31 protein-coding genes are annotated in these 26844 nt (G+C 41.1%); 15 read left to right on the top strand and 16 right to left on the bottom strand.

Annotated features, from left to right (window positions below):
- Positions 1 to 44: 44 nt before the first annotated feature.
- Positions 45 to 884, bottom strand: coding sequence for a universal stress protein (locus tag WAA86_RS06965; RefSeq protein ID WP_337300272.1), 840 nt, complete (start codon positions 882 to 884; stop codon positions 45 to 47).
- A gap of 105 nt (positions 885 to 989) precedes the next feature.
- The gene (locus WAA86_RS06960; RefSeq protein WP_337300271.1) at positions 990 to 1961 is read right to left on the bottom strand and encodes an ROK family protein; all 972 of its coding nucleotides are present in this window, start codon (positions 1959 to 1961) and stop codon (positions 990 to 992) included.
- A 144-nt stretch (positions 1962 to 2105) separates the two neighbouring features.
- Here WAA86_RS06960 and WAA86_RS06955 point away from each other — a divergent pair, with 144 nt between their 5' ends.
- Positions 2106 to 2375 carry a hypothetical protein gene (locus tag WAA86_RS06955; protein ID WP_337300270.1) on the top strand — a complete coding sequence of 90 codons (270 nt, stop codon included), beginning with the start codon at positions 2106 to 2108 and terminating at the stop codon, positions 2373 to 2375.
- A gap of 20 nt (positions 2376 to 2395) precedes the next feature.
- Here the strand turns inward: WAA86_RS06955 and WAA86_RS06950 are convergent, their stop codons facing one another.
- Genes WAA86_RS06950 through WAA86_RS06935 form a run of 4 tightly spaced genes read right to left on the bottom strand, consistent with a single transcriptional unit; the run spans position 2396 to position 5865 of the window.
- Positions 2396 to 3247, bottom strand: a complete 852-nt coding sequence (locus WAA86_RS06950; protein WP_337300269.1) for a universal stress protein — start codon at positions 3245 to 3247, stop codon at positions 2396 to 2398.
- 50 nt (positions 3248 to 3297) lie between these two features.
- Positions 3298 to 4146 (bottom strand): universal stress protein, encoded by an 849-nt coding sequence (locus WAA86_RS06945; RefSeq protein ID WP_337300268.1) that lies wholly within the window; start codon positions 4144 to 4146, stop codon positions 3298 to 3300.
- Between the two features lie 6 nt (positions 4147 to 4152).
- Positions 4153 to 5007 (bottom strand): universal stress protein, encoded by an 855-nt coding sequence (locus WAA86_RS06940; protein ID WP_337300267.1) that lies wholly within the window; start codon positions 5005 to 5007, stop codon positions 4153 to 4155.
- Between the two features lie 12 nt (positions 5008 to 5019).
- On the bottom strand, positions 5020 to 5865 hold the full coding sequence (locus tag WAA86_RS06935; RefSeq protein ID WP_337300266.1) for a universal stress protein: 846 nt from the start codon (positions 5863 to 5865) through the stop codon (positions 5020 to 5022).
- 204 nt (positions 5866 to 6069) lie between these two features.
- Here WAA86_RS06935 and WAA86_RS06930 point away from each other — a divergent pair, with 204 nt between their 5' ends.
- The 5 genes from WAA86_RS06930 (at position 6070) to WAA86_RS06910 (ending at position 10819) form a co-directional block, all read left to right on the top strand.
- Positions 6070 to 7239, top strand: a complete 1170-nt coding sequence (locus WAA86_RS06930; RefSeq protein ID WP_337300265.1) for a baeRF7 domain-containing protein — start codon at positions 6070 to 6072, stop codon at positions 7237 to 7239.
- A 43-nt stretch (positions 7240 to 7282) separates the two neighbouring features.
- Positions 7283 to 7921, top strand: coding sequence for a class I SAM-dependent methyltransferase (locus WAA86_RS06925; RefSeq protein WP_337300264.1), 639 nt, complete (start codon positions 7283 to 7285; stop codon positions 7919 to 7921).
- Positions 7918 to 8331 (top strand): archease, encoded by a 414-nt coding sequence (locus WAA86_RS06920; protein ID WP_337300263.1) that lies wholly within the window; start codon positions 7918 to 7920, stop codon positions 8329 to 8331. Before WAA86_RS06925 ends, WAA86_RS06920 begins: the two co-directional genes overlap by 4 nt.
- Positions 8328 to 9776, top strand: coding sequence for an RtcB family protein (locus WAA86_RS06915; protein ID WP_337300262.1), 1449 nt, complete (start codon positions 8328 to 8330; stop codon positions 9774 to 9776). Before WAA86_RS06920 ends, WAA86_RS06915 begins: the two co-directional genes overlap by 4 nt.
- A gap of 350 nt (positions 9777 to 10126) precedes the next feature.
- The gene (locus WAA86_RS06910; protein ID WP_337300261.1) at positions 10127 to 10819 is read left to right on the top strand and encodes a LytR/AlgR family response regulator transcription factor; all 693 of its coding nucleotides are present in this window, start codon (positions 10127 to 10129) and stop codon (positions 10817 to 10819) included.
- A gap of 38 nt (positions 10820 to 10857) precedes the next feature.
- Here the strand turns inward: WAA86_RS06910 and WAA86_RS06905 are convergent, their stop codons facing one another.
- Together WAA86_RS06905 and hpf are read right to left on the bottom strand one after the other, a co-directional pair.
- A complete protein-coding gene (locus WAA86_RS06905; RefSeq protein WP_337300260.1) occupies positions 10858 to 11691 on the bottom strand; it encodes a universal stress protein in 834 nt (277 codons plus the stop codon).
- A gap of 82 nt (positions 11692 to 11773) precedes the next feature.
- Positions 11774 to 12076, bottom strand: a complete 303-nt coding sequence (gene hpf / locus WAA86_RS06900) for a ribosome hibernation-promoting factor, HPF/YfiA family (protein ID WP_337300259.1) — start codon at positions 12074 to 12076, stop codon at positions 11774 to 11776.
- Positions 12077 to 12366: 290 nt separating this feature from the next.
- Between hpf and WAA86_RS06895 the strand changes: the two genes are divergently transcribed.
- The 4 genes from WAA86_RS06895 to WAA86_RS06880 are packed head-to-tail and all read left to right on the top strand — an operon-like array spanning position 12367 to position 14046.
- Entirely contained in the window at positions 12367 to 12996 is a 630-nt protein-coding gene (locus WAA86_RS06895; RefSeq protein ID WP_337300258.1) for a WG repeat-containing protein, read from the top strand.
- A 14-nt stretch (positions 12997 to 13010) separates the two neighbouring features.
- Positions 13011 to 13430, top strand: a complete 420-nt coding sequence (locus tag WAA86_RS06890) for a hypothetical protein (RefSeq protein ID WP_337300257.1) — start codon at positions 13011 to 13013, stop codon at positions 13428 to 13430.
- Between the two features lie 12 nt (positions 13431 to 13442).
- Complete coding sequence (locus WAA86_RS06885) at positions 13443 to 13667, top strand: hypothetical protein (protein ID WP_337300256.1); 225 nt, start codon at positions 13443 to 13445, stop codon at positions 13665 to 13667.
- 10 nt (positions 13668 to 13677) lie between these two features.
- On the top strand, positions 13678 to 14046 hold the full coding sequence (locus WAA86_RS06880; protein WP_337300255.1) for an arsenate reductase family protein: 369 nt from the start codon (positions 13678 to 13680) through the stop codon (positions 14044 to 14046).
- Between the two features lie 16 nt (positions 14047 to 14062).
- Here the strand turns inward: WAA86_RS06880 and WAA86_RS06875 are convergent, their stop codons facing one another.
- Genes WAA86_RS06875 through WAA86_RS06865 form a run of 3 tightly spaced genes read right to left on the bottom strand, consistent with a single transcriptional unit; the run spans position 14063 to position 16627 of the window.
- A complete protein-coding gene (locus tag WAA86_RS06875) occupies positions 14063 to 15061 on the bottom strand; it encodes an MlaD family protein (protein ID WP_337300254.1) in 999 nt (332 codons plus the stop codon).
- A 7-nt stretch (positions 15062 to 15068) separates the two neighbouring features.
- Complete coding sequence (locus tag WAA86_RS06870; protein WP_337300253.1) at positions 15069 to 15839, bottom strand: ABC transporter ATP-binding protein; 771 nt, start codon at positions 15837 to 15839, stop codon at positions 15069 to 15071.
- Positions 15840 to 15844: 5 nt separating this feature from the next.
- Positions 15845 to 16627 (bottom strand): MlaE family ABC transporter permease, encoded by a 783-nt coding sequence (locus WAA86_RS06865; RefSeq protein WP_337300252.1) that lies wholly within the window; start codon positions 16625 to 16627, stop codon positions 15845 to 15847.
- Positions 16628 to 16888: 261 nt separating this feature from the next.
- Here WAA86_RS06865 and WAA86_RS06860 point away from each other — a divergent pair, with 261 nt between their 5' ends.
- The 5 genes from WAA86_RS06860 (at position 16889) to upp (ending at position 20062) form a co-directional block, all read left to right on the top strand.
- Positions 16889 to 17299 carry a hypothetical protein gene (locus WAA86_RS06860; protein ID WP_337300251.1) on the top strand — a complete coding sequence of 137 codons (411 nt, stop codon included), beginning with the start codon at positions 16889 to 16891 and terminating at the stop codon, positions 17297 to 17299.
- A 3-nt stretch (positions 17300 to 17302) separates the two neighbouring features.
- Entirely contained in the window at positions 17303 to 17947 is a 645-nt protein-coding gene (gene deoC, locus WAA86_RS06855) for a deoxyribose-phosphate aldolase (RefSeq protein WP_337300250.1), read from the top strand.
- 10 nt (positions 17948 to 17957) lie between these two features.
- Complete coding sequence (gene deoD, locus WAA86_RS06850) at positions 17958 to 18656, top strand: purine-nucleoside phosphorylase (RefSeq protein ID WP_337300249.1); 699 nt, start codon at positions 17958 to 17960, stop codon at positions 18654 to 18656.
- A 46-nt stretch (positions 18657 to 18702) separates the two neighbouring features.
- Positions 18703 to 19335, top strand: a complete 633-nt coding sequence (locus WAA86_RS06845; protein ID WP_337300248.1) for a Crp/Fnr family transcriptional regulator — start codon at positions 18703 to 18705, stop codon at positions 19333 to 19335.
- A gap of 73 nt (positions 19336 to 19408) precedes the next feature.
- Entirely contained in the window at positions 19409 to 20062 is a 654-nt protein-coding gene (upp, locus tag WAA86_RS06840; protein WP_337300247.1) for a uracil phosphoribosyltransferase, read from the top strand.
- A 33-nt stretch (positions 20063 to 20095) separates the two neighbouring features.
- Here upp and WAA86_RS06835 read toward each other — a convergent pair whose 3' ends face one another.
- The 5 genes from WAA86_RS06835 to WAA86_RS06815 all read right to left on the bottom strand — a co-directional run bounded on the left by WAA86_RS06835 (position 20096) and on the right by WAA86_RS06815 (position 26748).
- Positions 20096 to 20884 carry a patatin-like phospholipase family protein gene (locus WAA86_RS06835; protein ID WP_337300246.1) on the bottom strand — a complete coding sequence of 263 codons (789 nt, stop codon included), beginning with the start codon at positions 20882 to 20884 and terminating at the stop codon, positions 20096 to 20098.
- A 24-nt stretch (positions 20885 to 20908) separates the two neighbouring features.
- Entirely contained in the window at positions 20909 to 22204 is a 1296-nt protein-coding gene (locus tag WAA86_RS06830; RefSeq protein WP_337300245.1) for an MgtC/SapB family protein, read from the bottom strand.
- A gap of 196 nt (positions 22205 to 22400) precedes the next feature.
- Positions 22401 to 23594 carry an acetate/propionate family kinase gene (locus WAA86_RS06825; protein WP_337300244.1) on the bottom strand — a complete coding sequence of 398 codons (1194 nt, stop codon included), beginning with the start codon at positions 23592 to 23594 and terminating at the stop codon, positions 22401 to 22403.
- 12 nt (positions 23595 to 23606) lie between these two features.
- On the bottom strand, positions 23607 to 25700 hold the full coding sequence (gene pta / locus WAA86_RS06820; protein ID WP_337300243.1) for a phosphate acetyltransferase: 2094 nt from the start codon (positions 25698 to 25700) through the stop codon (positions 23607 to 23609).
- 103 nt (positions 25701 to 25803) lie between these two features.
- Entirely contained in the window at positions 25804 to 26748 is a 945-nt protein-coding gene (locus WAA86_RS06815; protein WP_337300242.1) for a 1-phosphofructokinase family hexose kinase, read from the bottom strand.
- Between the last annotated feature and the right edge of the window lie 96 nt (positions 26749 to 26844).

Below are 26844 nucleotides of genomic sequence, written 5' to 3'. Positions count from 1 at the left end.
TATTCCTTGCATTCTGTCATTTTTTGACGGTCACTGTGCATGTGCTATTCATGAAGTACAAGGAATGGGGTATGGATGTGATAACTAATTTGTTCCACCAGCGGTCTGAACAATATTCGTTGAATAAAATTTAAATTTTTTGCCACCATGACAATCATGTCCATTTCTTTGCTTTCTGCAAAATTTTGAATAGCCTCTTCTAATCTTGTACCCGTAACCCGTTGAAAGCCATAATTGGAGTTGGAAAAATAATCGGTCAAAAACTCCTTGTTCCTGTGCTGTTCTTTGGAGAGCTGCTCGTCATCTTTGGATACCATATGAACAATATTTAAACTTGAATCATGCAGCTCCATGACCTTTTTTAAATGGTCCAGTACCTTAATATCAATTCCTGTATGATAATCCGTTGGAAACATGATCTGTTTCAAGCCGTCAAATTTTGCATCTTCGGGAACCGCCAAAAGGGGACATTTTATTTTTGTGATTACATGGCCCGTATTACTGCCAATAGTGACCTTTTTAAGTCCAGTAGCCCCTTTGGTCCCCATCACTATAAGATCTGCTTCTGACTCTGTCAATTGAAATTTGATGGCATCCACAAAAAAATCATAGACTGTCCTGCTTTGGAAACTATGGTTCTTATTGGTGTACTCTTTTTCAATTTTGTCAATCAGTATTTTAAGCTTCGCCTGGCTCTCTTTTATTACTGTTTCTTTTAAAATATGGTGGGGAACTATAACGGAGTTCTCTGCTCCAGTATAGACGATCGGATTTACATGAAACAAAAGAAATTCACATTTCTCCTTGGCAAATAGGGCCATAGCAAAGACTAGGGCATTCCATGCATTATCAGAAAAATCGGTGGGTATTAATATTTTCATCATGGCCATTTATTATTACTACAACCTTAAATGTAGGTGCTAAAATGTCTATGAGAAATGATTAATATCATCTTCAAAGAATGGCAAATATCCTTGTTGTCCGTATCCTTACGGTACGTCCTGCCAAAACAGGGCCGCAGGACCAAGAACGGCATCTGCACTTTCTGAGGTAGAAAGATATACCTTCACCTTTCCTTTATAGGCACCAAAAAGATTTGCCTCCATATGTTCCACTACCGGTTTCAACAACACGTTCCCGGCCTTGCTCAATCCACCTGTCAAAATAAATGCCTGAGGGTCTAAATGGGCAACGGTGTCTGCCATTTTACTCCCAAGAATCTCACCGGTAATTTCAAATGCCCTCAGGGCAATTACATCCCCTTTTATAGCCTGCTCTGCTATCATTTCCCCTGTCATCTTATCAAAACTGACCTTTCTTAAAATCGATTCCTCCTTTAACTCACCCAACAGCTCAAAAACGGTCCTTTTAATCCCTGTAACCGAAGCATAGGTTTCCAAACAACCTTTTAGACCGCAATTACAGCTCCTGCCCTCTGGATCTACATTTACATGACCCAGCTCCCCTGCCATGCCATTGGCGCCAAGTAACAATTTGCCATCTACCACCATACCGCTACCAAGACCTGTTCCCAGAGTCAGAACAACAAAATGCTTCAACTCCTTTGCCATACCATACTTGTACTCCCCCAATGCCGCTGCATTGGCATCATTTGCAAGTACCACCGGTAATTTAAATAGTGAAGAAATAGTGTCAGAAATAGGGATAGTATCTCCCCATTTAAAATTGGGAGGGTGCTCCATTTGCCCTGTATAGAAATTGGCATTTGGCGCTCCAATACCTATACCTATAATTTTGACCATGTTCCCAGATGCTGCCTTTAGCAATCCTACCTCTTCCTCCAAATTTAGAACGAAACCTTGAAAGGAGTTCTTGGATCCTGTATTAAAAACACGTTTTCCTATAATGTTACCATTTTTATCCACCAAACCTATCTTGGTATAGGTGCCTCCAATATCCAGAGCCAGTACTACCTCCCTCTTTCTCGTTATTGTTCCCACCGATTGTCTTTTAGTTTAGGTTACTGAAACCTTATCTGGTTCCAGAAATAAACTTAATGTAACATGACATAACCCAACATGACGCAAATCATTTTATCCTTTTTTGAAATGCCTTAGATTTGAAATTAACCCAATTTATATATCATGAAAGCAATTGCCAAATTAGATCATTTAAAAACTGATGAGGACAAAAGAATCATTACCCGAAACCTCAGTAGAATCCTCAATGTAAGGATATTGGATATAGACCTGGAAAATAAAACTATCTTTTTCCTCTATGCCAACCCATTGACCTTCCAACAGGTAAAACAGGAATTGTGGAGGATAGGATACCCTATTACCCTATGTAAATACCCTACAACACAAAACCCACATGTACACCAGCACGTAAGCGACAATTACGAAGTGGCATAGGCAACAGGTATGCATATTCATCATTCAATTTTTTGAAAGATAAACAGAGGTACCTCCGTGCTAAATGCCATACTTTTGATGATGGGCTCCCGCGTTAGTTTTTCAAAAAAACCATGTTTTCTATTCATCATGGCCACCAGACCTATGGCCTTATTATCGGTAACATATTCGTTGATGGCAGTTGCAACGGAAAAGTCCGCATAACCTTGGTCCATTCTAACCGAAAAATTGGCTAGTTTGTTTTTCAACGAATCCTTTACGGTCGCCTGGTTTTCATCCAATTCACCGGTCAGTCCAAAATACACCAACACTATGGTTGAATTCCACAATTTTGCAATGCCCTTCAATGGAATTAGTTCCAATTCAGAATAATCGTGTTTAAAATCCGTGGCGAACAAGATTTCTTTGGGTGAATCAAAACGATATTCCTCAGGTACGGCCACCAAAGGACAAAAATCAATGTTCTTGATCACGCTTACCGTGTTGCTACCCATAAAAATTGACTTTACTCCGGAAGCCCCTTTGGTCCCCATAAAAATATAGTCTATATCCTTATTGATAACATTCTTGCCTATGGCATTTATTAATGGATCGGTATTGGTGAGGTATTCAAAACTGTGCTTTGGATTTCCCTCATGGTCTTTCAATGTTTCTTTCAGTTCTTTTGTGCTCCTTTCGGCCTCCTCCATGGTCAATTTGTACAGTCTCGTGTCCCGTCCTTTGTTATAGGAACTGCTGTATCCCGATGGACCTATCTGTACCACGTGTAGGATGTAAAAGGTACATTCCTCCTTTTCGAACAAATGGATCGCATATGTAATGGCATTCAGCGCGTTGTCTGAATAATCTGTGGGCAATAATATCTTCTTCATGGTACCATGGTTTTATATATTATTTCTTGGTTCCAACTTCATTTATATATTTAGGATAATTCCGGGAGCACCAATAATGGTACCCTACTATGGAACCCTACTTTTTTCACAACCGGCTCCCTGGTCAATTTTTCCAAAAAAGTATGTTGATAATGAATCAGGGCCACCATATCGGCATTTAAATCTGTTGAAAATTCCACAATAGATTCGGTAATCGTATCATGGATGTTCTTTTCCTGAAAGATCAAATTGACGCCCTTGAGCCGCTCCGTGAGTATTTCCTGGTTAGATCGTTGCTCTTTATTGAGTTCTACCTCCAGTGCCACATGAAAAACATGGACGGCAGTCTGCCAAGTCATGGCAAGCTCTGCCAATGGCAAGAGTTCAAAACTATAGTAAAACCTGCTATAATCCGTGGGAAAAACAATGGTGGTCAATTGCTGAAAATTAAATTCCTCCGGTACAGCCAAAATGGAACAGTTCCTAATTGCTTTGATTACACGGACCGTATTACTGCCCATAAAAACCTCCTTGGCTCCGGTGGCACCCAGTGTTCCCATAGCTACCAACTTGATAGACTTTTCTTGAAGTATGTCCTTGATGGCCCCCACAAGATGATCCGGTTTGGATAAGGTCATAAAGGTGTGTTTTGGGTTTTTATGGTTCCTTTCCAAATAGGTCTGGGTTTCCATTAATCCCTTTTCGGATTCCATGGCCAGGACTTCATAAAGCTTACCGGCCTTTTGAGAATCCCGTGCTCCCTTTATTTGGGAGGCACTGACCTCGTATGTGTGCAATAAATAAAATGTACATTCCACATCCCTATAGAGCTTCAACACACAAAAAATTGCATTCCATGCGTTGTCTGAGAAGTCGGTTGGAATTAGAATATTCTTCATGATTTATTATTTAATGGACTTTCCCGTGTCCCGGAGGACCAGAAAGGGCACCTTGAGATGAAAACCAATGGCACTTACATTTTGGCGCATCAGCAAACGTTCCCAAAAGTGATGTTTTCTGTTTTGCATAGCCAAAAGATCCAACTGGTTGTTTTCCATATATTCCTGAATGGCGTCTGCCACGTGTTTACTGCTCATTTGATCAAAGGAATGCGAAAGATCCCCCAAATAGTCTTTCAGGACCTGTTTGTTTTCTTCCTGCTTCTCCCAAAGTCCCATTTCCTCCATCACATGTAGCACTATAAGTTTGGCCTTATGTATCTTGGTCAAGGAAATCAAGGGGGCTATTTCCTCCTTCTTGTATTTGGCCCAATAATCTGTAGCAAATACAATTTTTTGGATTTCCTTGAATTTATAATCGGCGGGGATGGCCAACACGGGAATTTGAGCCTTCCGAATTACGTGGATGGTATTGGTTCCAATGAATAAATCCTTGGCACCGGTGGCTCCCTGGGTACCCATCACGATAAGGTCTATTTCCTTATTTTCCACCACCTCATTAATCTCATCAGTCAAAATATTAAATGCCGAAAGGGTTTCAAATTGATGTTTGGGATTGGCGTACTTTTTTTGAATGTCCCGTAGGGTTTTTTCCAGTCCTTTGACCGATTCCTCTACCCTGGCATCTGCAATGGCACTGAAAGTAGGCCCTCCAAGCATATAATCCACCCTATAAAATGATGGTGTATAGGTATGAAGGATATAAAAAGTACAATTTTCATTTTTAAAGAATGCCAAGGTATAGGAAATGGCATTCCATGCGTTTTTCGAAAAATCTGTTGGCAATAGGATTCGTTTCATAGGAGACCTTTTTTATCTGACCAAATTTTGCATTACAAGAAACGGGACCTTAATGGCCAGCCCCAATTGATCTATGGTGGATTGGTAGAGCATACTTTCCAAAAAAGAATGTCTGGAATTCACCATGACCAATAATTGAATATCGTTTATCTCTATATATCGCTTGATGGTATCTGTTCGCTCCTCACTATCCACAATTTCAAAGATGAGATTCAGTTCTTGCAAGGAACCTTCCAAAAACCTTTTGTTGTCGTCTTGCCTTCTTGCCAGTTTTTCAAACTTGGACAGGTACAAGAAATGGATCTCCGACCTGTAGGAACAAGCAAGGTCACGCAACAGCTTGAGTTCCCTTCTCTTATAAGGGACCATATAATCCGTTGGAAAAAGTATTTTCTTGGGCTTTTTATATTCGTAGTCAGCAGGGATGGCAAGAACAGGGCACTGAACATATTTTAAAACCTGTAAGGTGTGCGATCCAAAGGTAAGCTTCTGGTCGTTGGTCTCTCCTTTGGTGCCCATGACCACTATATCTATATTCATTTCCTCAACAAAATCATTGGCCGAATCTATCAAAGAACCAAATACTGACAAAGTTTTGTACTGGTGTCTCGGATTAGGTGAAATTTCTTTGAGATCCACCAACAACTTCTCCAAGGCCCCGTCTACCCGTTGCTCTATTTCTTCTTTAAAGTCCCCAAACTCGGAGGTGGACATTTCCGAGGATGTCGCATAGACCTCATCGGCATAGGCATGCATAAAGAACATATCACATCGCTGGTACTTGAAAAATTTTACGGCATAATTAATGGCGTTCATCGCATTGGCAGAAAAATCGGTGGGTATCAGTATAGTTTTCATCCTTTGTGTTTAAACCTATAGTTTAAAAGTACTCCTACCCCCAAGGGCAAACAATGATAAATATCAGTTGCCATCAATACATACCCAATAGCGGAAATATGAAAACCCGGACCAAAGGAATTTGAAAACTAATTGATTGGGCTGATGTACATCATAGTAATTGATGATGTTAGTGCCTAATTTGAGGAACTAAAACAACAAGCTATGTACACCCCGGAAAACCACCCGCTCAACTACGAGCAATTTGAGGCCCTGGCAGACAGACGTTCATTACACTCGGTCTCCATATACATACCCATGGACAAAAAAGGCAAAGAGCAGAATGAGCATATGGCACAAGCTCGATTAAAAAATTGTATCAAGGAGGTACACCAGGCCCTGGAATCCTATAACCTGCAGGAAAAGGAAATCAAAGCGTACTTAAAACCCATTGAAAACCTATTGGGAGATGTAAGTCTTTGGAGGAACCCCGCTGATGGCCTCGCTTTATTTCTGGATGATGAAGGTCTTCAACAATACCTTTTTCCGATTGCCTTTGAAACCAAGACCTACGTGGCCAACCACTTTTATTTGAGTCCCTTGCTACCGCTTTATTACGATCAGAACTTGTACCACCTACTGGAGATCAGTCAGGACTATATTAAGCTTTATGAAGCCTCAAAATATGGCCTAAAGGATCTTTATATTGCTGATTTTGCGCCGGACCAACTGGAAAAAGCTGTCGGCTTTGATTATAAACCCAAGCTGATGCAGTTCAGAAGTGGACATGCCCCCCATGGGGCTGGAATTTTTCACGGTCATGGCGATGGTAAGGATGATGACAAAAAAGAGCTGTTTGCCTTCTTCAGGGCGGTAGACAAAGGCGTAAATCAAGTGATCAACGGACAAAACAGTCCCTTGGTGCTAGCCTGTGTGGATAGCCTATACCCTATCTACAAGGAAGCCAATACGTATGCGAATCTATATGACAAACACATTTCGGGGGATTCGCAGTACAGAGATAAAAATGAATTGCATTTGGCCTCTTGGAGCCTTGTGTCCGACTATTTTCAAAATAAAAAGAAATCCAAAATAAAACAGTTCAAAGAACTGTACAACACCCATAAAACCTCCTATGAAGTAAAGGAAATTATACCGGCAGCCTGGCAAGGAAAAATAGATACGCTCTTCCTTTCGGACAAATTGGACCTCTTCGGTTCCTACAACAAGGAAACGGGACATGTGACCCTAAACGACACTAAGAAAGTGAACAACGTTTCCCTATCGTATATGACCGCTCTCAAAACATTAAAACAACAGGGCAATGTTTATCTAATGGACCCCGATCAAATGCCCGTAAAGGGAGCCGACTTCAATGCCCTGTACCGGTACTGATAATTTATGGGGTGTTACCTCTTTAACTATAAATGCTACCATCATGAAACATATAGCAGTATTTGACGAAAATGTAGCTTCCTATGAAGCTTGGTATCTAAAATATGAAAAGGCCTATCTATCTGAATTGGAAGCCTTAAAAGAACATATGGCAAAATTGCCAGAGAATATCCGCGGTATTGAGGTGGGGGTTGGCACCGGTCAATTTGCCCTACCCCTTGGAATAAAAGAAGGAATTGAACCCTCATCCTCCATGGCTGCAAAAGCCATAAAAAAAGGTATTGAGATCATGCCCGGTGTGGCCGAAAAATTACCTTATGGAGATCTTCAGTTCGATTTTGTACTCTTCGTAACCGTTTGTCACTTGAAGAATCTAAAACACGCCTTTACAGAGGCCTATAGGGTACTGAAACCCAAAGGTTCCCTTATTGTGGGTTTTTTGGATAAGGATAGAAGCATAGCACAACAATATGAAAATAAAAGACATCGCAGTACTTTTTTCAGATATGCCAACTACTATACTGTGGACCATCTCACCAAAACCTTAAAAACAACGGGATTCAGGAATCTGGAATACAACCAGACCCTTTTTGGGGAACTGGAATCCATACAGGAAGTACAACAACCAAAAAAAGGACATGGCGAAGGCTCATTCGTAGTGATCAAGGCCGATAAAAAATGATGTTCGAATTTCATCCCCATACCGCAGATATTAGGATGAGGGTAGAAGCCCCCACCCTGGTCAAAATATACGAAGCAGCATTACTGGGTATGGCTGAAATATTGAAGGAAGGACTGTGTAAGGATGAGTCAAATTTCGATTTGGAATCCACCATTGAAATTGAATCTAAGGACAATACGTGTTTATTGATAGATTTTCTATCAGAGGTATTAGCACATTCCTATGCAGAAAAGGCGGTCTATTGTCGGTTAGAAATACAAGAACTACAAGACAACAAATTGAAGGTGACCCTATTTGGAAAACATATTGACAGTCTAGATGAAGAAATCAAGGCGGTTACCTATCATGAGGCACTCCTCATAAAAAACAATAATGACCAATGGGAAACCTTTATAATATTTGACATATGAAAATTGGAAAACACAACCTGAGCAGAAAGGCGGACTATTTATGGGAGATCCCAAAAACCTTCCATAAGAATATGAGGGTCCCAGCACGCATTTTGGCAAAAGAGGCCATCTTGGACGATATCATTGGTGATAGATCGTTGGTACAGTTGGTCAATGTGGCCAACCTCCCCGGAATCCAAGGAGCTTCTTGGGTTATGCCCGATGTACATGAAGGATATGGTTTTCCCATTGGTGGGGTCGCTGCCACAATTCATCCATCAGGAGCCATTTCTCCTGGAGGAATAGGTTATGACATCAATTGTGGTGTCAGATTGCTTACCTCTGCTATAGTTTTGGATGAAGTAAAGGATAAAATTGAGGAACTGTCCAAGGAAATGTACGCCCAAATTCCCTCGGGAATGGGCAAAGGAGGTTTTTTAATGTTATCACCAAAAGAAATGGATGAAGTATTGGAACAAGGAGCAGAATGGGCCATTGACCAAGGCTATGGGGAATTGGAGGACCTTTCCTTTATGGAAAGCAATGGCCGATTGGCCGATGCAGATGCTTCCAAGGTATCGGAAATGGCAAAAAGGAGAGGCCTGGATCAATTGGGCACCATAGGCTCCGGAAATCATTTTGTAGAAGTTGATTATGTGGAAGAAATCTATGAGGATGAAATTGCAGAGGCTTTTAATATTAAAAAAGGGCATCTTGTGATTTTGATCCATACCGGTTCAAGGGGGCTTGGACATCAGATTGCGACAGATTATATCAAGATCATGATGAACGCTATGGAAAAGTATGACATTAAAGTTCCGGACCGCGAATTGAGCTGCGTTCCATTTGATTCTTTGGAAGGACAAAATTATTATAAGGCCATGTGCGCTGCCGCCAATTATGCCTGGTGCAACCGGCAGATTATTACCTGGGAAGCAAGAAAGGCTTGGAAAAATGTATTTGGGGACAAACAGGGTACATTGGACCTCATGTATGACGTTGCACATAATATGGCAAAAATTGAAACGCATGAGATAAATGGTATAAAACAAAAGGTCATCGTGCACCGAAAAGGAGCAACAAGGGCATTTGGCCCAGGATTTAGCGAATTGCCAAAAAGTTATAATGATTTGGGACAACCGGTGATTATACCCGGTAGCATGGGAACCAGCTCCTATGTGCTCATTGGAACCTCCAAAAGCCACGAACTTACCTTTGGTTCCTGTTGCCATGGTGCGGGTAGGCGTTTGTCCAGAACCGCTGCCAAAAAGCAGGTCAACGCTCCCGTTCTCAAGGAACAACTCAAAGATAGGGGCATTTTCGTTCAGGCCGGTTCCTTCAAAGGCATTGCTGAGGAAGCCCCATTAGCCTATAAGGACGTAAATTTGGTCGTAGATACGGTCTGTGCCTCCGGCATAGTGAAGAAAGTAGCCAAAATAAAACCTGTAGCGGTTGTGAAAGGCTAAAGCTGTAAAGTTAAAAACCATTGCCCTTTCTTTAATAGAAGAAAGGCGCGGCACCTTACAATTCTCCTAAAAAATTCATATTCAACCAATTAATTGAAACCATTTTATTTATTAAAACTGATTTGTATCAGTATCCCAGTGATTTATTTCGTATATTTTAGATGGAAATAATGTATTAATCAACTCAAAGTATCTAACCAACATTCACCTTAATCAAAAACAACAAATGAAAATCCCCCGTTAAACTGGTCTTTAAATGACATTTACCGCTTACTAACTTATTACGCCCCGTTAAGACCATCTGTTGCCACTTAGGGAAAGTTCTGGAGATACTTCTTAAAACCAGTGCTATGCAACTAAAAAGTATCATTATTGACGATTCTACCATGCAGCGTTTGGCTGTGGCAAAATTAATTAAAAACCATCCCCATCTTGCTCTTATAGCAGAATATGCCAATGCCATGGAAGCCAGCAAGGGAATTAAAGAACTAGAGGTAGATCTGATCTTCCTGGATATAGAAATGCCGATCATCAATGGCTTCGATCTATTGGAATCCCTAAATAAAAAGCCCCAAATAATACTGATCACAGGAAAAAAGGAATACGCCTTCAAAGCGTTTGAATACGGGGTAACAGACTATTTACAAAAGCCAATAACCCAAAGTCGTTTCAACGCATCCGTTGAAAGGGCCTTTAACAATTACAAGCTGATCCATGGGGATGAGGAGGACAAAGAATTTTTCTTTGTAAAAAGTAATCTCAAAAAAAGAAAGGTATTCGTAGATGATATCGAATGGATAGAGGCCTTGGGAGATTATATAAAATTGATTACAAAAAGTGGCAATGTCATTGTACTCTCCACCATGAAAGCGTTTGAGAAAAAATTACCTGAGGGCAAGTTTCTGCGCATCCACAAATCCTATATCGTCAACTTGGAAAAAATTGAACGATTCAATAGTAAAATGGTAGAGGTCCATGGCATGGAATTGCCTATCAGCAGACACAAACGCCCACGATTGGAGAACATGCTCAAAAACTTTTAAAATCAAATTAATGTAAGCAAAACTACCTTTGAAAATTCTTAAATCCTAAAAGTCATTACCGGTATTTCGGCATGATTGGCCATATTCTCACCCAAACTACCGACAAAAAAATGTGCCCAACCTTTTCTCCCGTGCGTGGGAATGGCCACAAGATCTGCTTGGATCTGTTTACAATACTCCAAAATCCCATGCTCAATGGAGTAATCGGTCACATAGGCCACGTTCATATTCGTTACGTTTTGGTCCCGTACCTTTGACATAAAATAAGTTATCCTCTCATCCAATTCCGCTTTGGTAATATAATACTCATTGGGCTTGTTCACATAGACCAAATTCAGCTGTGCCCCATGAGTGGCAAATAGGTTGACGGCATGGATAAAAGCAAACAGATTCTCTTTTTTGAAATCACAGGCGAATACCACCTTTTCCATTTTAAATTGGGGCCTTCGCTGTTTTATCACCAGCACGGGTATAGCGGAAGTCCGAACGACCTTCTCGGTATTGGATCCCACAAAAAATTCACTCAGCCCTTTGGAGCCGTGGGAACCCATTACAATCAAATCAATATCCTGCTCTTTGGCCAGCTCATTAATTTCGCTGAAGACCTTATAATTCTGAATGATCTCCGTAATCCTGATACCCTTCAAATAATCTTTATTCAAAAACGTGGCGAACCTTTCCTTGGCCATGCCCATATAATATTTGGCCTCTGCCATTTCAATAGCCTCGTTGGCCGCTAGTACGGATTCTGAAATACCCAGCATGTGGAAAACCTGAATTTCCGCACCATATGCTTTGGCCAGATTGGCAGCCACTTCCAGGGCATATTCGGAAAATTCCGAGAAATCTACGGGGACCATTATTTTCTTCATGACTAAGTTATTACCGTGTTGCCTTTGCATTATTGATAATTATATAGAAATCAAAACTATGCCAAGTGCACTATTGGGATGTTCAGAATCTTTTGTTTCGTTTTTCATTGAGTTTCTTCAGTTGTCTTTCCAAATCGTTCAAAGTGGCCACCGCTGCTTTCTCAAAATGTGCCTCATTGGATTTGGCGAATATTCTGGGCCCGGGAGCACTCAGTTCAATTTCGCACAACTTGCCTTTATCCGTTGGGTCATTTTCCAGTTTAAAATGGACTTTGGCCGCGATTACCCAATGGTATCTATCTCCCAGTTTGTTCAACTTTTTGGTTACATATTCCGTTGTCGCCTCGCTGGTGGGCATATTTACATGCTGAACGTTTATTGTCATTTTAGTGCAGTTTAATGTTAATGGACATTTATTAAAAGTTCCTAAACTCCATTGGTACCTGTCCAAGTTCTTTGAATTCCATTTTCCCCAACTTTTGAATTATAGAATCAGGATGTTGAACCAAAATACCCTTCCCAAGCATAAAATTAATTATTGTCAATTTTGGTTACTATGATTAATGTCATATCCATGGAATGATCATGGGGTCGCCACCCGGTGTAACTGATAATTATCATTTCATATGAACGGAACAAACAATACTTTGGCAATACCTAATAAAAAAGCACACCATGAAAAATAAATTCACACCATTTGTACTGTTTCTTTTGATCCCGCTATTCGTAGTTGCCCAGGCATTTACGGGCATAGAGGAAATTGCTCCATTTAGTGAAGGTCTCGCAGCCATCAAAAAAGGAGAGCAATGGGGATTTATGAACACTAAAGGAGATCTGGTCATCAATTTTAGAAGTGATCTGGTCTTTGACCGTTCTGCAGACCCATCCACATTTGGGATAATGGGGGTAAAATATCCCATTTTTAAACAAGGAAGATGTCTGGTAAAAAAAGTAGAAGAAGGCATACCCTATTACGGCTTTATCGATACAACCGGGAAGTTGGTCATTGATTATCAATTTTTGAATGTGGCCCAATACGACAGTGGATACTTTACAGGGATCATTTTTGAAAAAGTCTTTAGGGGTGAGAACGAATTTAAACTAAAAGTCTATGACTATAAATTCCATGAGGTCCTTATGGATACCTCCGGAAAAATCATAGAATATCTGGCCAAACCCACAAACATTCAAATGACTTCCAAGAGGTATCAAACCCCTTGGTTGAGGACCAAATTATTGAGTGAAACATTGATTGCTGTTCGGAATGAGGACAACAGCTTGGAGATAAGAAAAATAACGATGTAAATACAGGAGCCACTATGAAAACTAATTGGGAAGAGCTTTATGTGTTATCGGAACATTGGAAGTCCGATCTGCTTTTCTACAAGGATGATCTTCGATTTTTGCACCATTTAATAGACAAATATTTCATTTGGATTACCAAAGCCGAGAATTTGGCCATGGTGAAAGACATCAAAAAGAATCTATTGAAGCTGGGTCAAACTTGTGAAGATCTTTTGGCAAAAGTGGGCAAACACATCATTCAGGTAGGATATTTGGTAGAAAACCCCAAAAGACAAGATGCCGGAGTCTTTGCGCTGGAACACCAACATTTGGAACAGGAAATAAGCAATTTTATAAAAACTTTCAGAAACAACAGAAAGGAAGTTTTTACCATTACGGAATATATAATGGACAGTGAATCCTTTTATACCATAATGGCACCCCAAGAACCTTAAAAAATAATGATCATGACAAATTCCGAATCTATCTTAAATAAGATCACCCAATTGACTTCAAATATTGAAACCAATTACCCTGAATTGTATAAATTTTTAGACGAAAACCCACTTACATTGCCCAATGAGGGACATCCCAACTTGGATCAGTCTATCTTAAGTGCCTATCTTGATAGCCTAAAACAATTGCTCAGACACCACTTGGAGACACATCGAACACAAATCAAACCCACCTAATACTTTGATCATGGGAGAAATTGCAACCTCAGAAAGACAGATTACCCTGTACTATAGTTCCAAGTCAACCAGGGCAAAACAAACACTCGCCTATGCCAAGGCGGAAGGGTTGCCCATACATGAAATTGATATCCTAAAAACACCTTTAACCGGGACACAGATCGCTGAGATTGCGGAACGATTACATTTGGAAATCAAGGATATGGTAAACCAGGACCATCCTATTTACAAGGCCCGATTTAAGGAACACCATGACTTTTCCGAAGATGACTGGATAAAAATGATCCGTCATAATCCAGATATAATGAAGCAGCCGGTGGCCATAAGAGGAAAGCTTACCATTCTAATTGAAACTCCTACGGATATCATCAAAATATGAGTTGTGGAATGGTCCATTAGTTATTGGCACCATTTCTATTTTGCTCTTTTAGCCGTTTCTTTTCCTGCTTTTTAAAATATCCCCTGAACAAAAAGTTGTGTTTTAGGGCTTCCATATTTTCATCAAATTTTTCTGTTCCGGATTCAATATTTTTTAGGGCGGCATCCAATTGTTCGACCAACAACGTATCTGTGGTCAAGTAATTTAAAGCCCCATCCCCTTCCTTAACATTTTTGACAAGTGCTTGTACCTCTTTGGTGATCTCCTCTATTTTCAAACTCGTGGATTGCATAGTGTTGATCATCGCCTTCATTTGGTTACCAGAGATGGAATCACTTAATAAAATTCCGGCTGTACTGTTCTCCATATCAATGGTTTTCACCAAATCATTCAAGTTGGTAAACGCAATATTAGCCTGATCACTGGTGAATTTTAGATTCATCACGATCTTCTCTAAATTGGTGGCCATGACAGTGTCATTCAATAATCGGCCCATGGTACCTTTACCCTTGGTCAGGGACTGGGACACCTTTAAGAGGTCTGCCGTTAGCATGGCGGCATTTTCATTGGTAACATTCAATGTACTCAACATGTCTTCCGTGGCGATCCTACTGTAGGAAGCAATTTCATCGTTGTCCTGAACCAAGGGGGCGTTATTTTTGCCCGGTATAATATTGATGATCATACTGCCAACAAGTCCATCCGAACCTATGGTGGCTATGGCATCCTTCTTAATATAACGTTGCATTTTTTCCTCAATGGCCATACGCACCCTGATTATGGTATCACTTTCCATTTCTATTCCCTTGACCGTTCCTACCACAATACCGGAGAACCTGACATTGTTTCCCAAGATCAGACCATTTACATTGTTGAATTTTGCACTGATGGAAAACGTCTTGCTGAACATGCTTTTATTGTTCCCAATAAGATAAGCAGCTACCACCAGAAGTATGGTTCCTATGACAACAAACAATCCCAATCTAATGTTATTTCTTGTAGTTGATTTTACCATGATCTAATTATTTGAAGAAGGCTTTTATTTTTGGATCGCTTGCCTTCACTAGTTCGTTATATCTACCTTCCGCATAATTTATGCCGTCAACCAAGAGAATCATTCTATCCGATATGACCCTGGCACAGTCCACGTCATGGGTTATGATCAGGGAGGAGGTTTCGTATTTCTTTTGGATCCGAAGCATCAGTTCTATAATTTCCTTGGAGGTTATGGGATCCAATCCACTGGTAGGTTCGTCATACAATATAATTTTGGGCCGTATGATCAAGGTTCTTGCCAGTGCTATCCTTCGTTTCATTCCTCCGGAGAGTTCACTGGGCATCATCTCCAAGGTATGTGCCAACCCCACATTTTCCAAGGCTTCCAAAACAATAGTATTGGTATCCATGGCTTTATCAAACCTTTTTTTATGTCTTCTCAAGGGAAACTCCAAATTCTCTCGGACGGTCATGGAATCATAAAGGGCACTCCCTTGGAACAAAAAACCGATTTCCGCCCGTAAGATGTCCAACATGGATCGGTCCAGCTCCGTAACTTCATGGCCCATAATATTGATCGATCCACTATCAGCGGTCTCCAAGCCTACCAGGCATTTTATCAATACCGATTTGCCAGAACCCGATTTGCCCATAATAACCAAATTCTCCCCTTTGAGGAGATGCATATTAAAGCCATTGAGCACATGATTGTCACCAAAACTTTTTCTCAGTTCCTTTATATCAATTACCTTTTCTTTCGTTTCCCTCAATTCTGGTCTATTCGTAGTATCCTCCATAGGCATTAGAGTTCATAAAATATATCTGAAATAAATACGGCCACAAAGTCTATGATAAAAATGAGCATTGAGGCCATGACCACAGCGGTATTTGCTGCGACCCCTACACCAACGGTTCCTTTTTTACAGTAATAACCCTTATAACAGCCTACCAGCCCAATGGCAAAACCAAAGAAAAAGGATTTGATCACCGCCGGTATCAGGTCACTGAAACCCAAGGATTCAAATACCTTATTAAAATATAGGGCAAACGACACCTCCCCTTTTACGTTCTCCACCAAAAAGGAACCATACAATGCAAACATATCCCCCAATATGACCAGTAGGGGCAACATGAGCATGGTAGCCAATATCCGCGTAACCACTAAAAATTTAAATGGGTTTGTACCCGAAACTTCCATGGCGTCTATTTGTTCCGTTACCCTCATGGAGCCCAATTCCGCTCCCATCCCTGAGGCCACACGGCCAGCACAGATGAGTGCAACGATCACGGGACCAATTTCTCTTACAATGGATATTCCAACCATATTGGGCATCCAGGATACCGCTCCGAATTCCTCCAGGGTAGGCCTAGTCTGAAGGGTCAATACCAAACCAATAATAAATCCTGTGATCCCAACCAAGGGCAAGGACCTGTTTCCTACGTTATAGCATTGGTGCAACAGTTCTGAAAACTCATAAGGGGGCTTTAGAAACTCCCTAAAAAACCGTCCCGAAAAAAAAGAAAGATCCCCTATCTGGTCAAAGAACTTTAGAATCCCACTTTTTATTTGAGTAGTCAGTTTCATCCTTCTATCGTAAAGATTATTGGCTCTTATAAATATAAGTTGGTTCATTTTCCTTAAAAATGACCATGGTCATACCCATATCGACCCATTTTTTGGTCTCAAAAAAGATAACCACAAGGGATGCCTATAGAAAAAACACAGGTTGATAACTACACTAGAATTTAGATAATTATGGAAATTTCCTAAGATTACAACTGACAATAATCATAAAAAAAGGTTGATAGTAGCCTTATTTTTGATGAGATCATAAATTGTACAGTCATGCTGAACTCACAAAAAATCGGGAACGAACTATATCAAAACCTAGGGAAACTTTTTTACGCTATTGCCATGGCCGATAATACCATTAGGCCAATTGAGGTCATTAGGCTAAAACAAGCCATCAAGGAGAAATGGTTGGATGTAGATGAGGTGGAGGATGAATTTGGGGCCGATGCCGCCTACCAAATAGAAATTGTATTCGATTGGTTACAGGACGAGGAAAAAGAAGGTGAACTATATTTCGAGGAATTCAAGGATTTCTTTAGAGAACATAAAGATAAGATCAGTCCCAAGATGACCACGCTTATATGGAGAACAGCAGAGGCCATTGCCGCTTCCTTTGCAGGCAAGAACAAATCGGAATTAATTATCTTGGCAAAACTAAAACTGTTTTTAAAAAGTATAACATAATTCATGGGCCTCGAAACTTATATTGACCATACCCTTTTAAACCCTACAGCCACAGATCACGCCATCATCAATTTATGTGCAGAGGCCAAAAAATATCAATTTTATGGTGTTTGTGTCAATGGATGCCATATCCCCTTGGCAAAAAGAGAACTTAAGGGCTCTCCCGTGCACCTCGTGGCAGTTATTGGATTTCCATTAGGAGCTATGAGCACCGCATCCAAAGTTGGAGAAGCGGAGGATTGTATCGCCAATGGGGCGGATGAAATTGACATGGTCTTGAATGTAGGATGGTTAAAATCCAAGGAATTTGATTTGGTCCTGGAGGAAATAAAAAAAATCAAACAGGTCCTCGGTAACACAATTTTGAAAGTCATCATCGAGACCTGTTATCTTACCGATGAAGAAAAAATAAAGGCCTGTAAGCTCATTGAACTTGCTAAGGCCGATTATGTTAAGACCTCTACAGGTTTTGGACCGGAAGGGGCAACCATTAAGGATATATCCCTATTGAAAAAAACCGTTGGAAACAATATAAAAATAAAGGCCTCGGGTGGAATTAAAAACAGGGAAATGGCCTTAAAATATATTGAACTGGGTGCCGATAGAATTGGCACATCCTCAGGCATCAATATAGTTACAGGAACATAAACCAACAGGTATGAGTACCCATATCAATGCGAAAAAAGGGGATATTGCGGAAACCGTGCTCCTTCCAGGGGACCCACTACGCGCAAAATGGATTGCCGAAACATTTTTGAAAGACCCGTACTGTTACAATGAGATAAGGGGCATGTACGGGTTTACCGGCACTTATAAGGGCAAAAGGGTATCCGTACAGGGAAGCGGTATGGGTATTCCCTCAGCCATGATCTATTATCACGAGCTGATCAATGAATATGGCGTAAAAAACATGATCCGTGTGGGCTCTGCAGGTTCCTATCAGAAAGATGTTAAGATTAGGGATATTGTTTTGGCCATGGCAGCATCCACCACTTCGGGAATCAATAATTCCAGATTTATCAATGCGGATTACTCCCCAACGGCCAACTTTGAACTTTTCATGAAGGCCGCCACCTTCGCCAAAGAAAATCATATCCCGATCAAAGCAGGGAATGTACTCACCTCAGATGAATTCTATGAAGATGATCCCGATGCCTATAAACTCTGGGCCACATTTGGTGTGCTCTGCGTAGAAATGGAAGCATCCGGACTTTACACCGTTGCCGCCAGGTACAATGTAAAAGCTTTGGCCATTCTAACCATTTCCGATTCCTTGGTCACTGGGGAAAAAACGACATCCTTGGAAAGGGAGAATTCCTTCCGACAAATGATAGAAATTGCCTTGGGAGTTTTATAATCGACCAAAACGTTGCACCTTTAGGGGAGTTATTTTTACAATTCATATGATCAAAGAACTAAAGGACCGTTACCAACATATTTTTGAGGAGGCTTTATTGGAAGAAATCAACCAGGTAGGTACCTATAGAGAAATTCCCGAAGGTTTTAAACTCATGGAGATAGGCAATTATATTAAATCCATGCCCCTATTGGTCTCTGGCGTGGTTAAAATATTGAGGGAGGATGAAAATGGAGATGAACTTTTACTATATTTCTTGGAACAAGGAGATACATGTGCCATGACATTGACCTGTTGCATGGGACAGACCAAAAGCGAAATACGGGCCATATCAGAAACCGATACCAAATTAATCATGGTCCCGGTACACAAAATGGAAGAATGGATGGCCAAGTACCACAGTTGGCGAAAATTTATCCTTCAGAGCTACCATGAGAGACTCAACGATATGTTCGAGACCGTGGACAGTATCGCTTTTCTCAAAATGGACGAGCGCCTCTTAAAATACCTGAAGGATAAGGCCCGGGTGACGAATGACCATACCATTTACAGTACCCATCAACAAATTGCCTATGAACTCCACACCTCCAGGGTCGTTGTGTCCCGCTTATTGAAAAAACTGGAAAATATGGGACAAGTTGAGCTTTTTAGAAACCACATTAAGTTGTTGGATGCGTAGCACAACTATGCCTTCACTTAGAATATCTGGAAAAAGAATGAAAATTGTACTTTTAAACTAAATATATCACATCATGACCATCCATCATTTCGGGGAAAGCAATACTATTTTGAACCAGTTCATTGCTGAGCTAAGGGATCGTAATATTCAAAAAGATTCCATGCGCTTCAGAAAAAATATTGAACGGATTGGAGAAATCTTGGCCTATGAAATGAGCAAGACCCTCGTCTTTGAAAACAAGAATATCAATACCCCCTTAGGGACCAAAACGATGGCTCTTCCCGTGAACGATCTAGTCCTATGTGCGGTATTAAGAGCTGGACTGCCGTTGCACCAAGGGGTTCAAAATTATTTTGACGCCGCGGAAAATGCCTTTATTTCAGCATATCGCAACCATTTGAACAGCGGAGAAGTTTTTGAGGTGATTGTAAAGTATCTGGCTTCACCAACCTTGAACGAGAAGACTTTGGTGCTAATTGATCCGATGTTGGCTACGGGCAAAACCTTGGAAAATACCTATGAAGCCATGCAGGGTCACGGCAAACCTAAGCAAATACATATCGTTTCCGTAATAGGATCCAAGGAAGGGGTTGCCCATGCCAAGGCGATCTTTCCTGAAAATACCCATTTGTGGATCGCCGCAATTGATGAAGAGCTAAATGACTATGGATATATAATTCCAGGTCTGGGAGACGCTGGTGATCTATCCTTTGGAATTAAATTATAGGTCCAACCCAAAACATAAGTTTCATAGTAAATTTTAAACTTTATTTGTGAGCAACAACCCCTTGTTTGATCCTAGGGCTTCCTTTGCAGACTTATATCCCAATTCATAGATCTTATCGGCATTTTTAAAGGAAAAAGTACCGTAATTGACCAAAGTAGCCGGACAGATCAGCAAATCGCAGGCATTGAATTTAGACGACAGCCCGTCTTTCATCTTTATCTGAAGGGCTCTATCCATGACATTATAAGAATGTTTTAGATCACTGATCTCCAGTTTTTCAAAAGGATTGACATACACCCCGATAATAGTTTTACAATGTTTTTGGATGGCATCCACAGGAAAATTATTCAAAACCCCACCATCTACATAGTATTGGCCGTCTACCTTTACCGGAGTAAACACACCTGGATAGGCGGCAGAAGCCAATATAGCCCTTATCAAAGGACCTTTATGGAATATTTTTGGTGTTCCTTCCAGGATATTGGTTCCGGTAATGAACAAATTCATTTTTAGACCTTCAAAAGTGTCATGGGCAATATATTTTTTGAAAATGTCGAACAACTTATCGGAATCAAAAAAACCTGGTTTCTTTAACGCATAAGTGCCGAAAGTGAATAAATCTACCTTTTTAAAAAATTCCAATATTTTCTCACAAGAATACCCTTCTGCATAAAGTGCACCTACAATGGCTCCGGCACTGGTCCCCGCGATATGGGTTGGATAGATATCCATTTCCTCCATAGCTTTTATGGCTCCAATATGGGCAATGCCCCTAACACCTCCACCAGAAAGCACCAAACCTAAATCCATAATACGTATCATTTATAATAACCAAAATTTTTCCTCTCATCTATTTAGGATCAATAACCCCAACAGTCCGGCCATGAAAATAAGGCCATAACCAAAGACAATCTGTCTTTTTAACTTATAGCTCCCATTCCATAATGCCAACCCTATTTTTACTATGGTATTTGAAATGGTGGCCAATAAAATTGCAATTTGTGCTGTTAAGACCGAAACAGAAGCACCTCCTAATTTTGATACGGAAATGGTAATGGCGTCAATGTCGGTCAGGGCACTGATGGCGCTTGAAATATAGATTCCCAATTCCCCATATTTAACACTGGCATAACTGACCACAATCAATATGCCCGTATACAGGGCCCCAAAAAATATGGCATCCCTAATGTTTAGCGGCTCCCCTAAGGGCAAGGCCTCCTTATACCTTTCATTGGATGTCTGTTTTTTGTAAAAGAAGTAAGTAACCCCAAGGCCAGTGAACAATAGGATGGCCAAAGGAACAAATAAGTCTACCAACAACGTCTTCTTAAAAATAAAGATAAGGACCATGACGCGCACGATCATCAAGGTGGCAGCAGCAAAAATACCCATGGAATAATTGCTTGAGAGGGAAGGTGTTTCCCTGCTTTTCTTGGAAAAAGTCCAGGTAACCACGGTACTGGATACCATTCCTCCCAGAATACCTGTCAAAAGTATACCCTTATTAGGCCCCATAAATTTCATTAAAATATAACCGATGAACCCAATCCCTGATGTCAAGACCACCACCCATCCAATTTCTCTAGGGTTGATGACAAGGAACGGACCATAGTCTTTGTCCGGTAAGAAGGGTAATATTAACAGGGCGAGGACCACGAACCTTACAAAGGCATAGATCTCTACCTGTGTCAATTGGCCGATAATATTTCTCAGTTTGAGTTTTAAGGATAATATAACGATCAAAATCACCATAAATGCCAGGCTTTCTGTCAAATACCCCAAAAAGGTAAGCCCTCCCAGCAGATAAGTGAATATTATGGCAAATTCAGTGGTACCACCTGTCTGACCTTTGTTGGCTTCGATCCAATAGGCGAGTGCAACCATTAGGAGGACCCCAAAAAAGCCAACTGCAAATATCCATTCATTTAAAACAAAACTCAGTAAGGCAGCCAAAAACCCAAACAAGGAAACAATAGTGAAAGTTCTAACGCCAGCAAAAATCTCTTCCTTTTCTTTAAGTTTTGAAAACTCCCGTTCCAACCCCAGTATAAAACCAATTCCGGCAGCCACCAACATCCTGTACAAAAACTCCATTTCTGAGAGTTGCAGACTTTCGTATTGTACAATAAAATCATCAATCATTGTTCATTTAGGTTAAAATAGAATGCTACCCTTAGGTAGTATGGGAAGAATCAACAGGTTTATATGAGATAACCGATTACGGTCTCAACATCCCATAGACCAAAGCTATTTTAAAATAAATAGGACTAATATGATAAAAATCATAATGAAATAAGGAAGACCCTTAATGAGTTGGTGCTTATTAAACTCCCGTGGACTACCTGATCAGGGAAACCAATTGGAAGGACTGTTTGGCTATTTCCAACTCCTCATTGGTGGGAACGACCAATATTTTGACCGGAGAATCTGGGGTGTGTATTCCATGGATACCTGCTACCCTTTTTTCATTCGCCAAAACATCCAAATGGATACCCATATAGTCCATTCCCGTACAAACCCGTTTTCTGAGCTCACTGGAATTCTCACCTATCCCGGCAGTAAATACAATGGCATCGAGGCCGTTCATTGCAGCCACGTAGGCCCCAATATATTTTTTTATCCTGTAGGCATTCATCTCCAAGGCCAGGTCAGCAGCTTTGTCCCCTTTTTCAGCCGCAGCTTGGACATCCCTTAAATCATTAAAACCGGTAAGACCCATCATTCCGCTGTCTTTCAGCAATATACGATTCACCTCCTTAAGGTCATACCCCAATGTTTCCACCAAATAAAATACAATAGAATGGTCAATATCCCCACTTCTGGTGCCCATAATGAGTCCGTTTGCCGGAGTGAACCCCAGACTATGGTCAACACTTAACCCATCAACTACCGCAGTCATGCTGCAACCATTGCCCAAGTGAATGCAAATAATTTTGGATTTGGGCTTTTTGAGGTGTTCCATGGTCTTTCTAGAGACATATTGATGACTTATTCCATGAAATCCGTACACTTGAATGTTGTGCTCTTCAAAAAATTGTTCCGGAATTGCATATTTTTTGGCTTTAACCGGCATGGTCTGATGAAAGGCCGTGTCAAAGACTGCCACTTGTTTTGCCTGCGGAAATATTTCTTCCGCTAGGTCCAAGCCTTCCCAATTATGGGGATTGTGTAATGGGGCCAGAGCGAAAAGCTCCTTGATTTTATCTTTTACAAAAGGAGTCACCAAGGTTGGGGCCGAAAAGGTGGTGCCACCATGCACTACCCTATGTCCAATGACCTGAATTTCGTTCGCTTCGCCCACAATGCCCTTCTTTGGATCCACCAATAAGGAGGCAATTTTTTGCAATCCCTGCTTGTGTGTTTTTATTTCCTGCGTTTCCTCCAGTGATACCATATCCGTTTTATATTGCAATATGGCTTCTTTTGATCCTATTCTCTCCACTAACCCCTTACATAAAACATCCTCTGAAGGCATGTTTATCAATTGGTATTTTATGGAAGAGCTTCCAGAATTCAATATCAATATCTTCATGTTCACAAATTCTTAAATTCCCTGTGCTTGAATGGCAGTAATCACTACTGTATTAAAAATATCATTGACGGTACATCCTCTGCTCAAATCGTTCACCGGTTTGTTCAGTCCTTGCAATACGGGACCAATGGCCAGTGCTCCTGTTTCCCTTTGTACAGCCTTGTAGGTATTGTTGCCCGTATTCAAATCGGGAAAAATAAATACACTGGCCTGACCAGCCACTTCGGAGTCGGGTAACTTGGTCTTACCAACTTTAATGTCTACAGCCGCATCGTACTGGATGGGTCCTTCTACCTTTAGATCGGGCTTCATATTTTTCACCAATTCCGTGGCCCTTCTCACCTTGTCCACATCTTCCCCCATACCCGATGTACCGGATGAATAGGAGAGCATGGCCACTTTAGGCTCAATGCCGAAAGCCAAACTGGTCTCTGCCGAAAGTATGGTAATTTGTGCCAATTCCTCTGCGGTTGGGTTGGGGTTTATGGCACAATCGCCAAAAACGGTCACCCTGTCCTCCAAGCACATAAAAAAGACTGAGGAAACCACTGAAATACCTGGCTTGGTCTTGATAAATTGCAGTGCGGGCCTAATGGTATGTTGGGTGGTGTTCACCGCTCCCGAGACCATGCCATCCGCATGTCCCTTGTACACCATCATAGTCCCAAAATAAGAGGGATCTTCCATTAGGTCTCTTGCCATGGCCAGGTTTAAATTTTTATGCTTGCGCAATTCATGCAATGTTTTTGCATAATCTTCAAAATAAGGGGATTCTGTAGGCATCACAATGGACACCTTTTCAAGATCCAATGCCAGGTCCAACCTTGAAATTTTCTCAGTTATCTCCTTCGGATCGCCCAATAAGGTTATATCCACCGTATTGGTGTCCAACAATTCCTTTGTGGCCATTAAAATACGTTCGTCCATACCCTCGGGCAGAACAATATGCTTTTTATTGGATTGGGCCCTTTTCACGAGATTGTACTGGAACATCCTTGGGGTAATACCCGAGGCTTTAAAGGTGATCAGTTGTTCTTCAAGGGCATTGACCTCAACATAATTTTGGAAAGCATGGATGGAGGTCGTGATCTTTTGCAAATTTTCGGCATACATACGGGGTCTAATATCCCCAATACGATTGGTAATGGAATAAGTTCCCCCTTCCACAGAAATTATCGGAACGATCTCTGAAAGACCTTCTATCAATTTAATGATGGATTCTTCGGGCAATAAACCACCCGTGAGGACGATTCCCGATATCATGGGGTAATTGGCAGAAACGTTGGCCTGTAATGCCCCCAGAATTATATCGGCCCTATCGCCCGGGGTTATCACCAAACTATCATTTTTTAAGTGGGTCAGATAATTCCGCAATTGCATGGCCCCAACGCTAAAATAGCCCGCTTGATTATTTAAATAAGCTTCTCCAAAAAGCACCTTCCCGTCCAATTCTTCCACAATTTCTTTGATGGTGGGATTTGCCAATACCGGATTGAACGGTATGACATTGACCAAAACGTTGGTCGGGAGATTTGCCAAAAGGCCCTCTTTAATTTCGACCAGATTTTCTGGATTCACCTTATTGGCCACTACGGACAATACCTCCACCCCTTTTTCCTTAAAAGAATCGTAGGCTATCTGTAGGTTCCCAACCAGATCCTCAACCGTTTTGCCAACCCCGCTCGATAGTAGAATGGTAGGAATTCCAAGATTCTTGGCCATCAGCACGTTGATGTCCCATTCAATGATATTATCCTCTCCAGAAAAATCGGTACCTTCCACTAGCATAAAATCGAACCGATCCTCTATCGCCTTATATTTAGAGATAATCTTACTGATGATCTCGTCTTCTTTCCCTTTGTTTTTCTTCTGAATGATCTGGCTTCGGGTATAGGCATAAGCATCTTCAAATGCTAATTCCAGATCAAAATAGGTTATCATTGTTTTTATATGATTGTCCATTTGTCCCAGATGGAAATCGTCTATGATAGGCCTAAAATATCCTACTTTGGCCGCCTTTCCCAATAACATTTGCATCAGGCCCAAGGAAATAATGGATTTTCCACTGTTGGGTCCCGTGGTGGCAATATAAATTGCTTTACTCATTCGTAATCAATGGTTTAATTTTTTTTGATTTTTGTAATCTGCCAGCGGCTAAAAGATACCACAAATTTAAGCTTTAGGCCCATGGGTTCCTGTGAAAAAGTGGTTAAATATTGGCCTTTTGACGTATCAGCCACTGATATAAATGTTCCACATCATCTTTTTTACACAGTTGTGTTCCAGGGGTCATGGTAGCAGCTGTTCCACAGGCTACCCCAAAATTTGCCATCTCACTAAATGATTGGCCCGCAGCCAAACGGAAAACCATTCCGGCTACCATACTGTCCCCGGCACCTATACTGCTCACATGGTGAACTGTTGGGGCAGGGATATGTTCCACCATGTTGGGCGTTACCAACATGGCCCCTTTGGACCCCATGGATACCACCATTGCCGAGCACTGGTGTTCTTTTAAAAACTTTAGGGCCAAGGATTCCAAATTCCGAGTCGTTATAGAGGATACCCCACAAAGCGAGCTAAGCTCCCCCAAGTTGGGTTTTAACAAAAAAACCCCTGCCCTTGCCCCTATCTTTAATGCTTCCCCAGAGGTATCCAAAATCAATCTTGCTTTTTTCAATTGGGCCACTTTAGCCACCTGGGCATAGAAATCAATAGGAACATTGGGGGCCAAACTTCCACTGGCAACCACATAATCATCTTCCCTTAGAAGTAGGGACAATTCCTCCAATATCTGTTTCCATTCGTTTTCTTCCACATGTGGACCAGGCATTCCAAAACGGAACTGTTGTTCATTTACCGTATCCGTTACTGCCAAATTTTCCCTGGTCCAATCCAATATTTTAACTATTTTTTTTTCTATTCCCTCCTGGTCCAGAAGTTCATTCAGATGTTCCCCCGTTGGCCCCCCGGAAAGATACAGGGCAATAGAGGAACCTCCCAACTTTTTGATAGCCCGAGAAACATTGATGCCCCCTCCCCCAGGTTCATAGATGGGTATATTACATCGCAACTTTTTAAAAGGCACCACTCCGGCTACGGAAGTACTTTTATCCAGCGCTGGATTTATGGTCAATGTCAGAATTCTTTTCATTTAATCTAAAAATTGTGTTTTGATCCCATGGCTTTACATATACCAATGGATATGGCAAAAATATCCCTAACCCATAAGTTTGGATATGACGGTTGT

The organism is Sediminicola sp. 1XM1-17 (genome assembly GCF_037203765.1).
GTDB lineage: Bacteria > Bacteroidota > Bacteroidia > Flavobacteriales > Flavobacteriaceae > Sediminicola.
Note: the sequence above shows the minus strand (reverse complement) of the source record. Positions and strands in the feature narration are given on the sequence as shown.

Coding starts and splice junctions, on each gene's coding strand:
- WAA86_RS06925 (WP_337300264.1), top strand. CDS start 7,283: ATGAAACATATAGCAGTATTTGACGAAAATGTAGCTTCCTATGAAGCT.
- WAA86_RS06895 (WP_337300258.1), top strand. CDS start 12,367: ATGAAAAATAAATTCACACCATTTGTACTGTTTCTTTTGATCCCGCTA.
- WAA86_RS06950 (WP_337300269.1), bottom strand. CDS start 3,247: ATGAAGAAGATATTATTGCCCACAGATTATTCAGACAACGCGCTGAAT.
- WAA86_RS06860 (WP_337300251.1), top strand. CDS start 16,889: ATGCTGAACTCACAAAAAATCGGGAACGAACTATATCAAAACCTAGGG.
- WAA86_RS06890 (WP_337300257.1), top strand. CDS start 13,011: ATGAAAACTAATTGGGAAGAGCTTTATGTGTTATCGGAACATTGGAAG.
- WAA86_RS06910 (WP_337300261.1), top strand. CDS start 10,127: ATGCAACTAAAAAGTATCATTATTGACGATTCTACCATGCAGCGTTTG.
- WAA86_RS06880 (WP_337300255.1), top strand. CDS start 13,678: ATGGGAGAAATTGCAACCTCAGAAAGACAGATTACCCTGTACTATAGT.
- WAA86_RS06835 (WP_337300246.1), bottom strand. CDS start 20,884: ATGATACGTATTATGGATTTAGGTTTGGTGCTTTCTGGTGGAGGTGTT.
- WAA86_RS06920 (WP_337300263.1), top strand. CDS start 7,918: ATGATGTTCGAATTTCATCCCCATACCGCAGATATTAGGATGAGGGTA.
- WAA86_RS06935 (WP_337300266.1), bottom strand. CDS start 5,865: ATGAAAACTATACTGATACCCACCGATTTTTCTGCCAATGCGATGAAC.
- WAA86_RS06930 (WP_337300265.1), top strand. CDS start 6,070: ATGTACACCCCGGAAAACCACCCGCTCAACTACGAGCAATTTGAGGCC.
- WAA86_RS06870 (WP_337300253.1), bottom strand. CDS start 15,839: ATGGAGGATACTACGAATAGACCAGAATTGAGGGAAACGAAAGAAAAG.
- WAA86_RS06815 (WP_337300242.1), bottom strand. CDS start 26,748: ATGAAAAGAATTCTGACATTGACCATAAATCCAGCGCTGGATAAAAGT.
- WAA86_RS06945 (WP_337300268.1), bottom strand. CDS start 4,146: ATGAAGAATATTCTAATTCCAACCGACTTCTCAGACAACGCATGGAAT.
- upp (WP_337300247.1), top strand. CDS start 19,409: ATGACCATCCATCATTTCGGGGAAAGCAATACTATTTTGAACCAGTTC.
- WAA86_RS06830 (WP_337300245.1), bottom strand. CDS start 22,204: ATGATTGATGATTTTATTGTACAATACGAAAGTCTGCAACTCTCAGAA.
- deoD (WP_337300249.1), top strand. CDS start 17,958: ATGAGTACCCATATCAATGCGAAAAAAGGGGATATTGCGGAAACCGTG.
- WAA86_RS06940 (WP_337300267.1), bottom strand. CDS start 5,007: ATGAAACGAATCCTATTGCCAACAGATTTTTCGAAAAACGCATGGAAT.
- WAA86_RS06905 (WP_337300260.1), bottom strand. CDS start 11,691: ATGAAGAAAATAATGGTCCCCGTAGATTTCTCGGAATTTTCCGAATAT.
- WAA86_RS06955 (WP_337300270.1), top strand. CDS start 2,106: ATGAAAGCAATTGCCAAATTAGATCATTTAAAAACTGATGAGGACAAA.
- WAA86_RS06965 (WP_337300272.1), bottom strand. CDS start 884: ATGATGAAAATATTAATACCCACCGATTTTTCTGATAATGCATGGAAT.
- WAA86_RS06885 (WP_337300256.1), top strand. CDS start 13,443: ATGACAAATTCCGAATCTATCTTAAATAAGATCACCCAATTGACTTCA.
- WAA86_RS06865 (WP_337300252.1), bottom strand. CDS start 16,627: ATGAAACTGACTACTCAAATAAAAAGTGGGATTCTAAAGTTCTTTGAC.
- WAA86_RS06875 (WP_337300254.1), bottom strand. CDS start 15,061: ATGGTAAAATCAACTACAAGAAATAACATTAGATTGGGATTGTTTGTT.
- WAA86_RS06825 (WP_337300244.1), bottom strand. CDS start 23,594: ATGAAGATATTGATATTGAATTCTGGAAGCTCTTCCATAAAATACCAA.
- pta (WP_337300243.1), bottom strand. CDS start 25,700: ATGAGTAAAGCAATTTATATTGCCACCACGGGACCCAACAGTGGAAAA.
- WAA86_RS06915 (WP_337300262.1), top strand. CDS start 8,328: ATGAAAATTGGAAAACACAACCTGAGCAGAAAGGCGGACTATTTATGG.
- WAA86_RS06845 (WP_337300248.1), top strand. CDS start 18,703: ATGATCAAAGAACTAAAGGACCGTTACCAACATATTTTTGAGGAGGCT.
- deoC (WP_337300250.1), top strand. CDS start 17,303: ATGGGCCTCGAAACTTATATTGACCATACCCTTTTAAACCCTACAGCC.
- hpf (WP_337300259.1), bottom strand. CDS start 12,076: ATGACAATAAACGTTCAGCATGTAAATATGCCCACCAGCGAGGCGACA.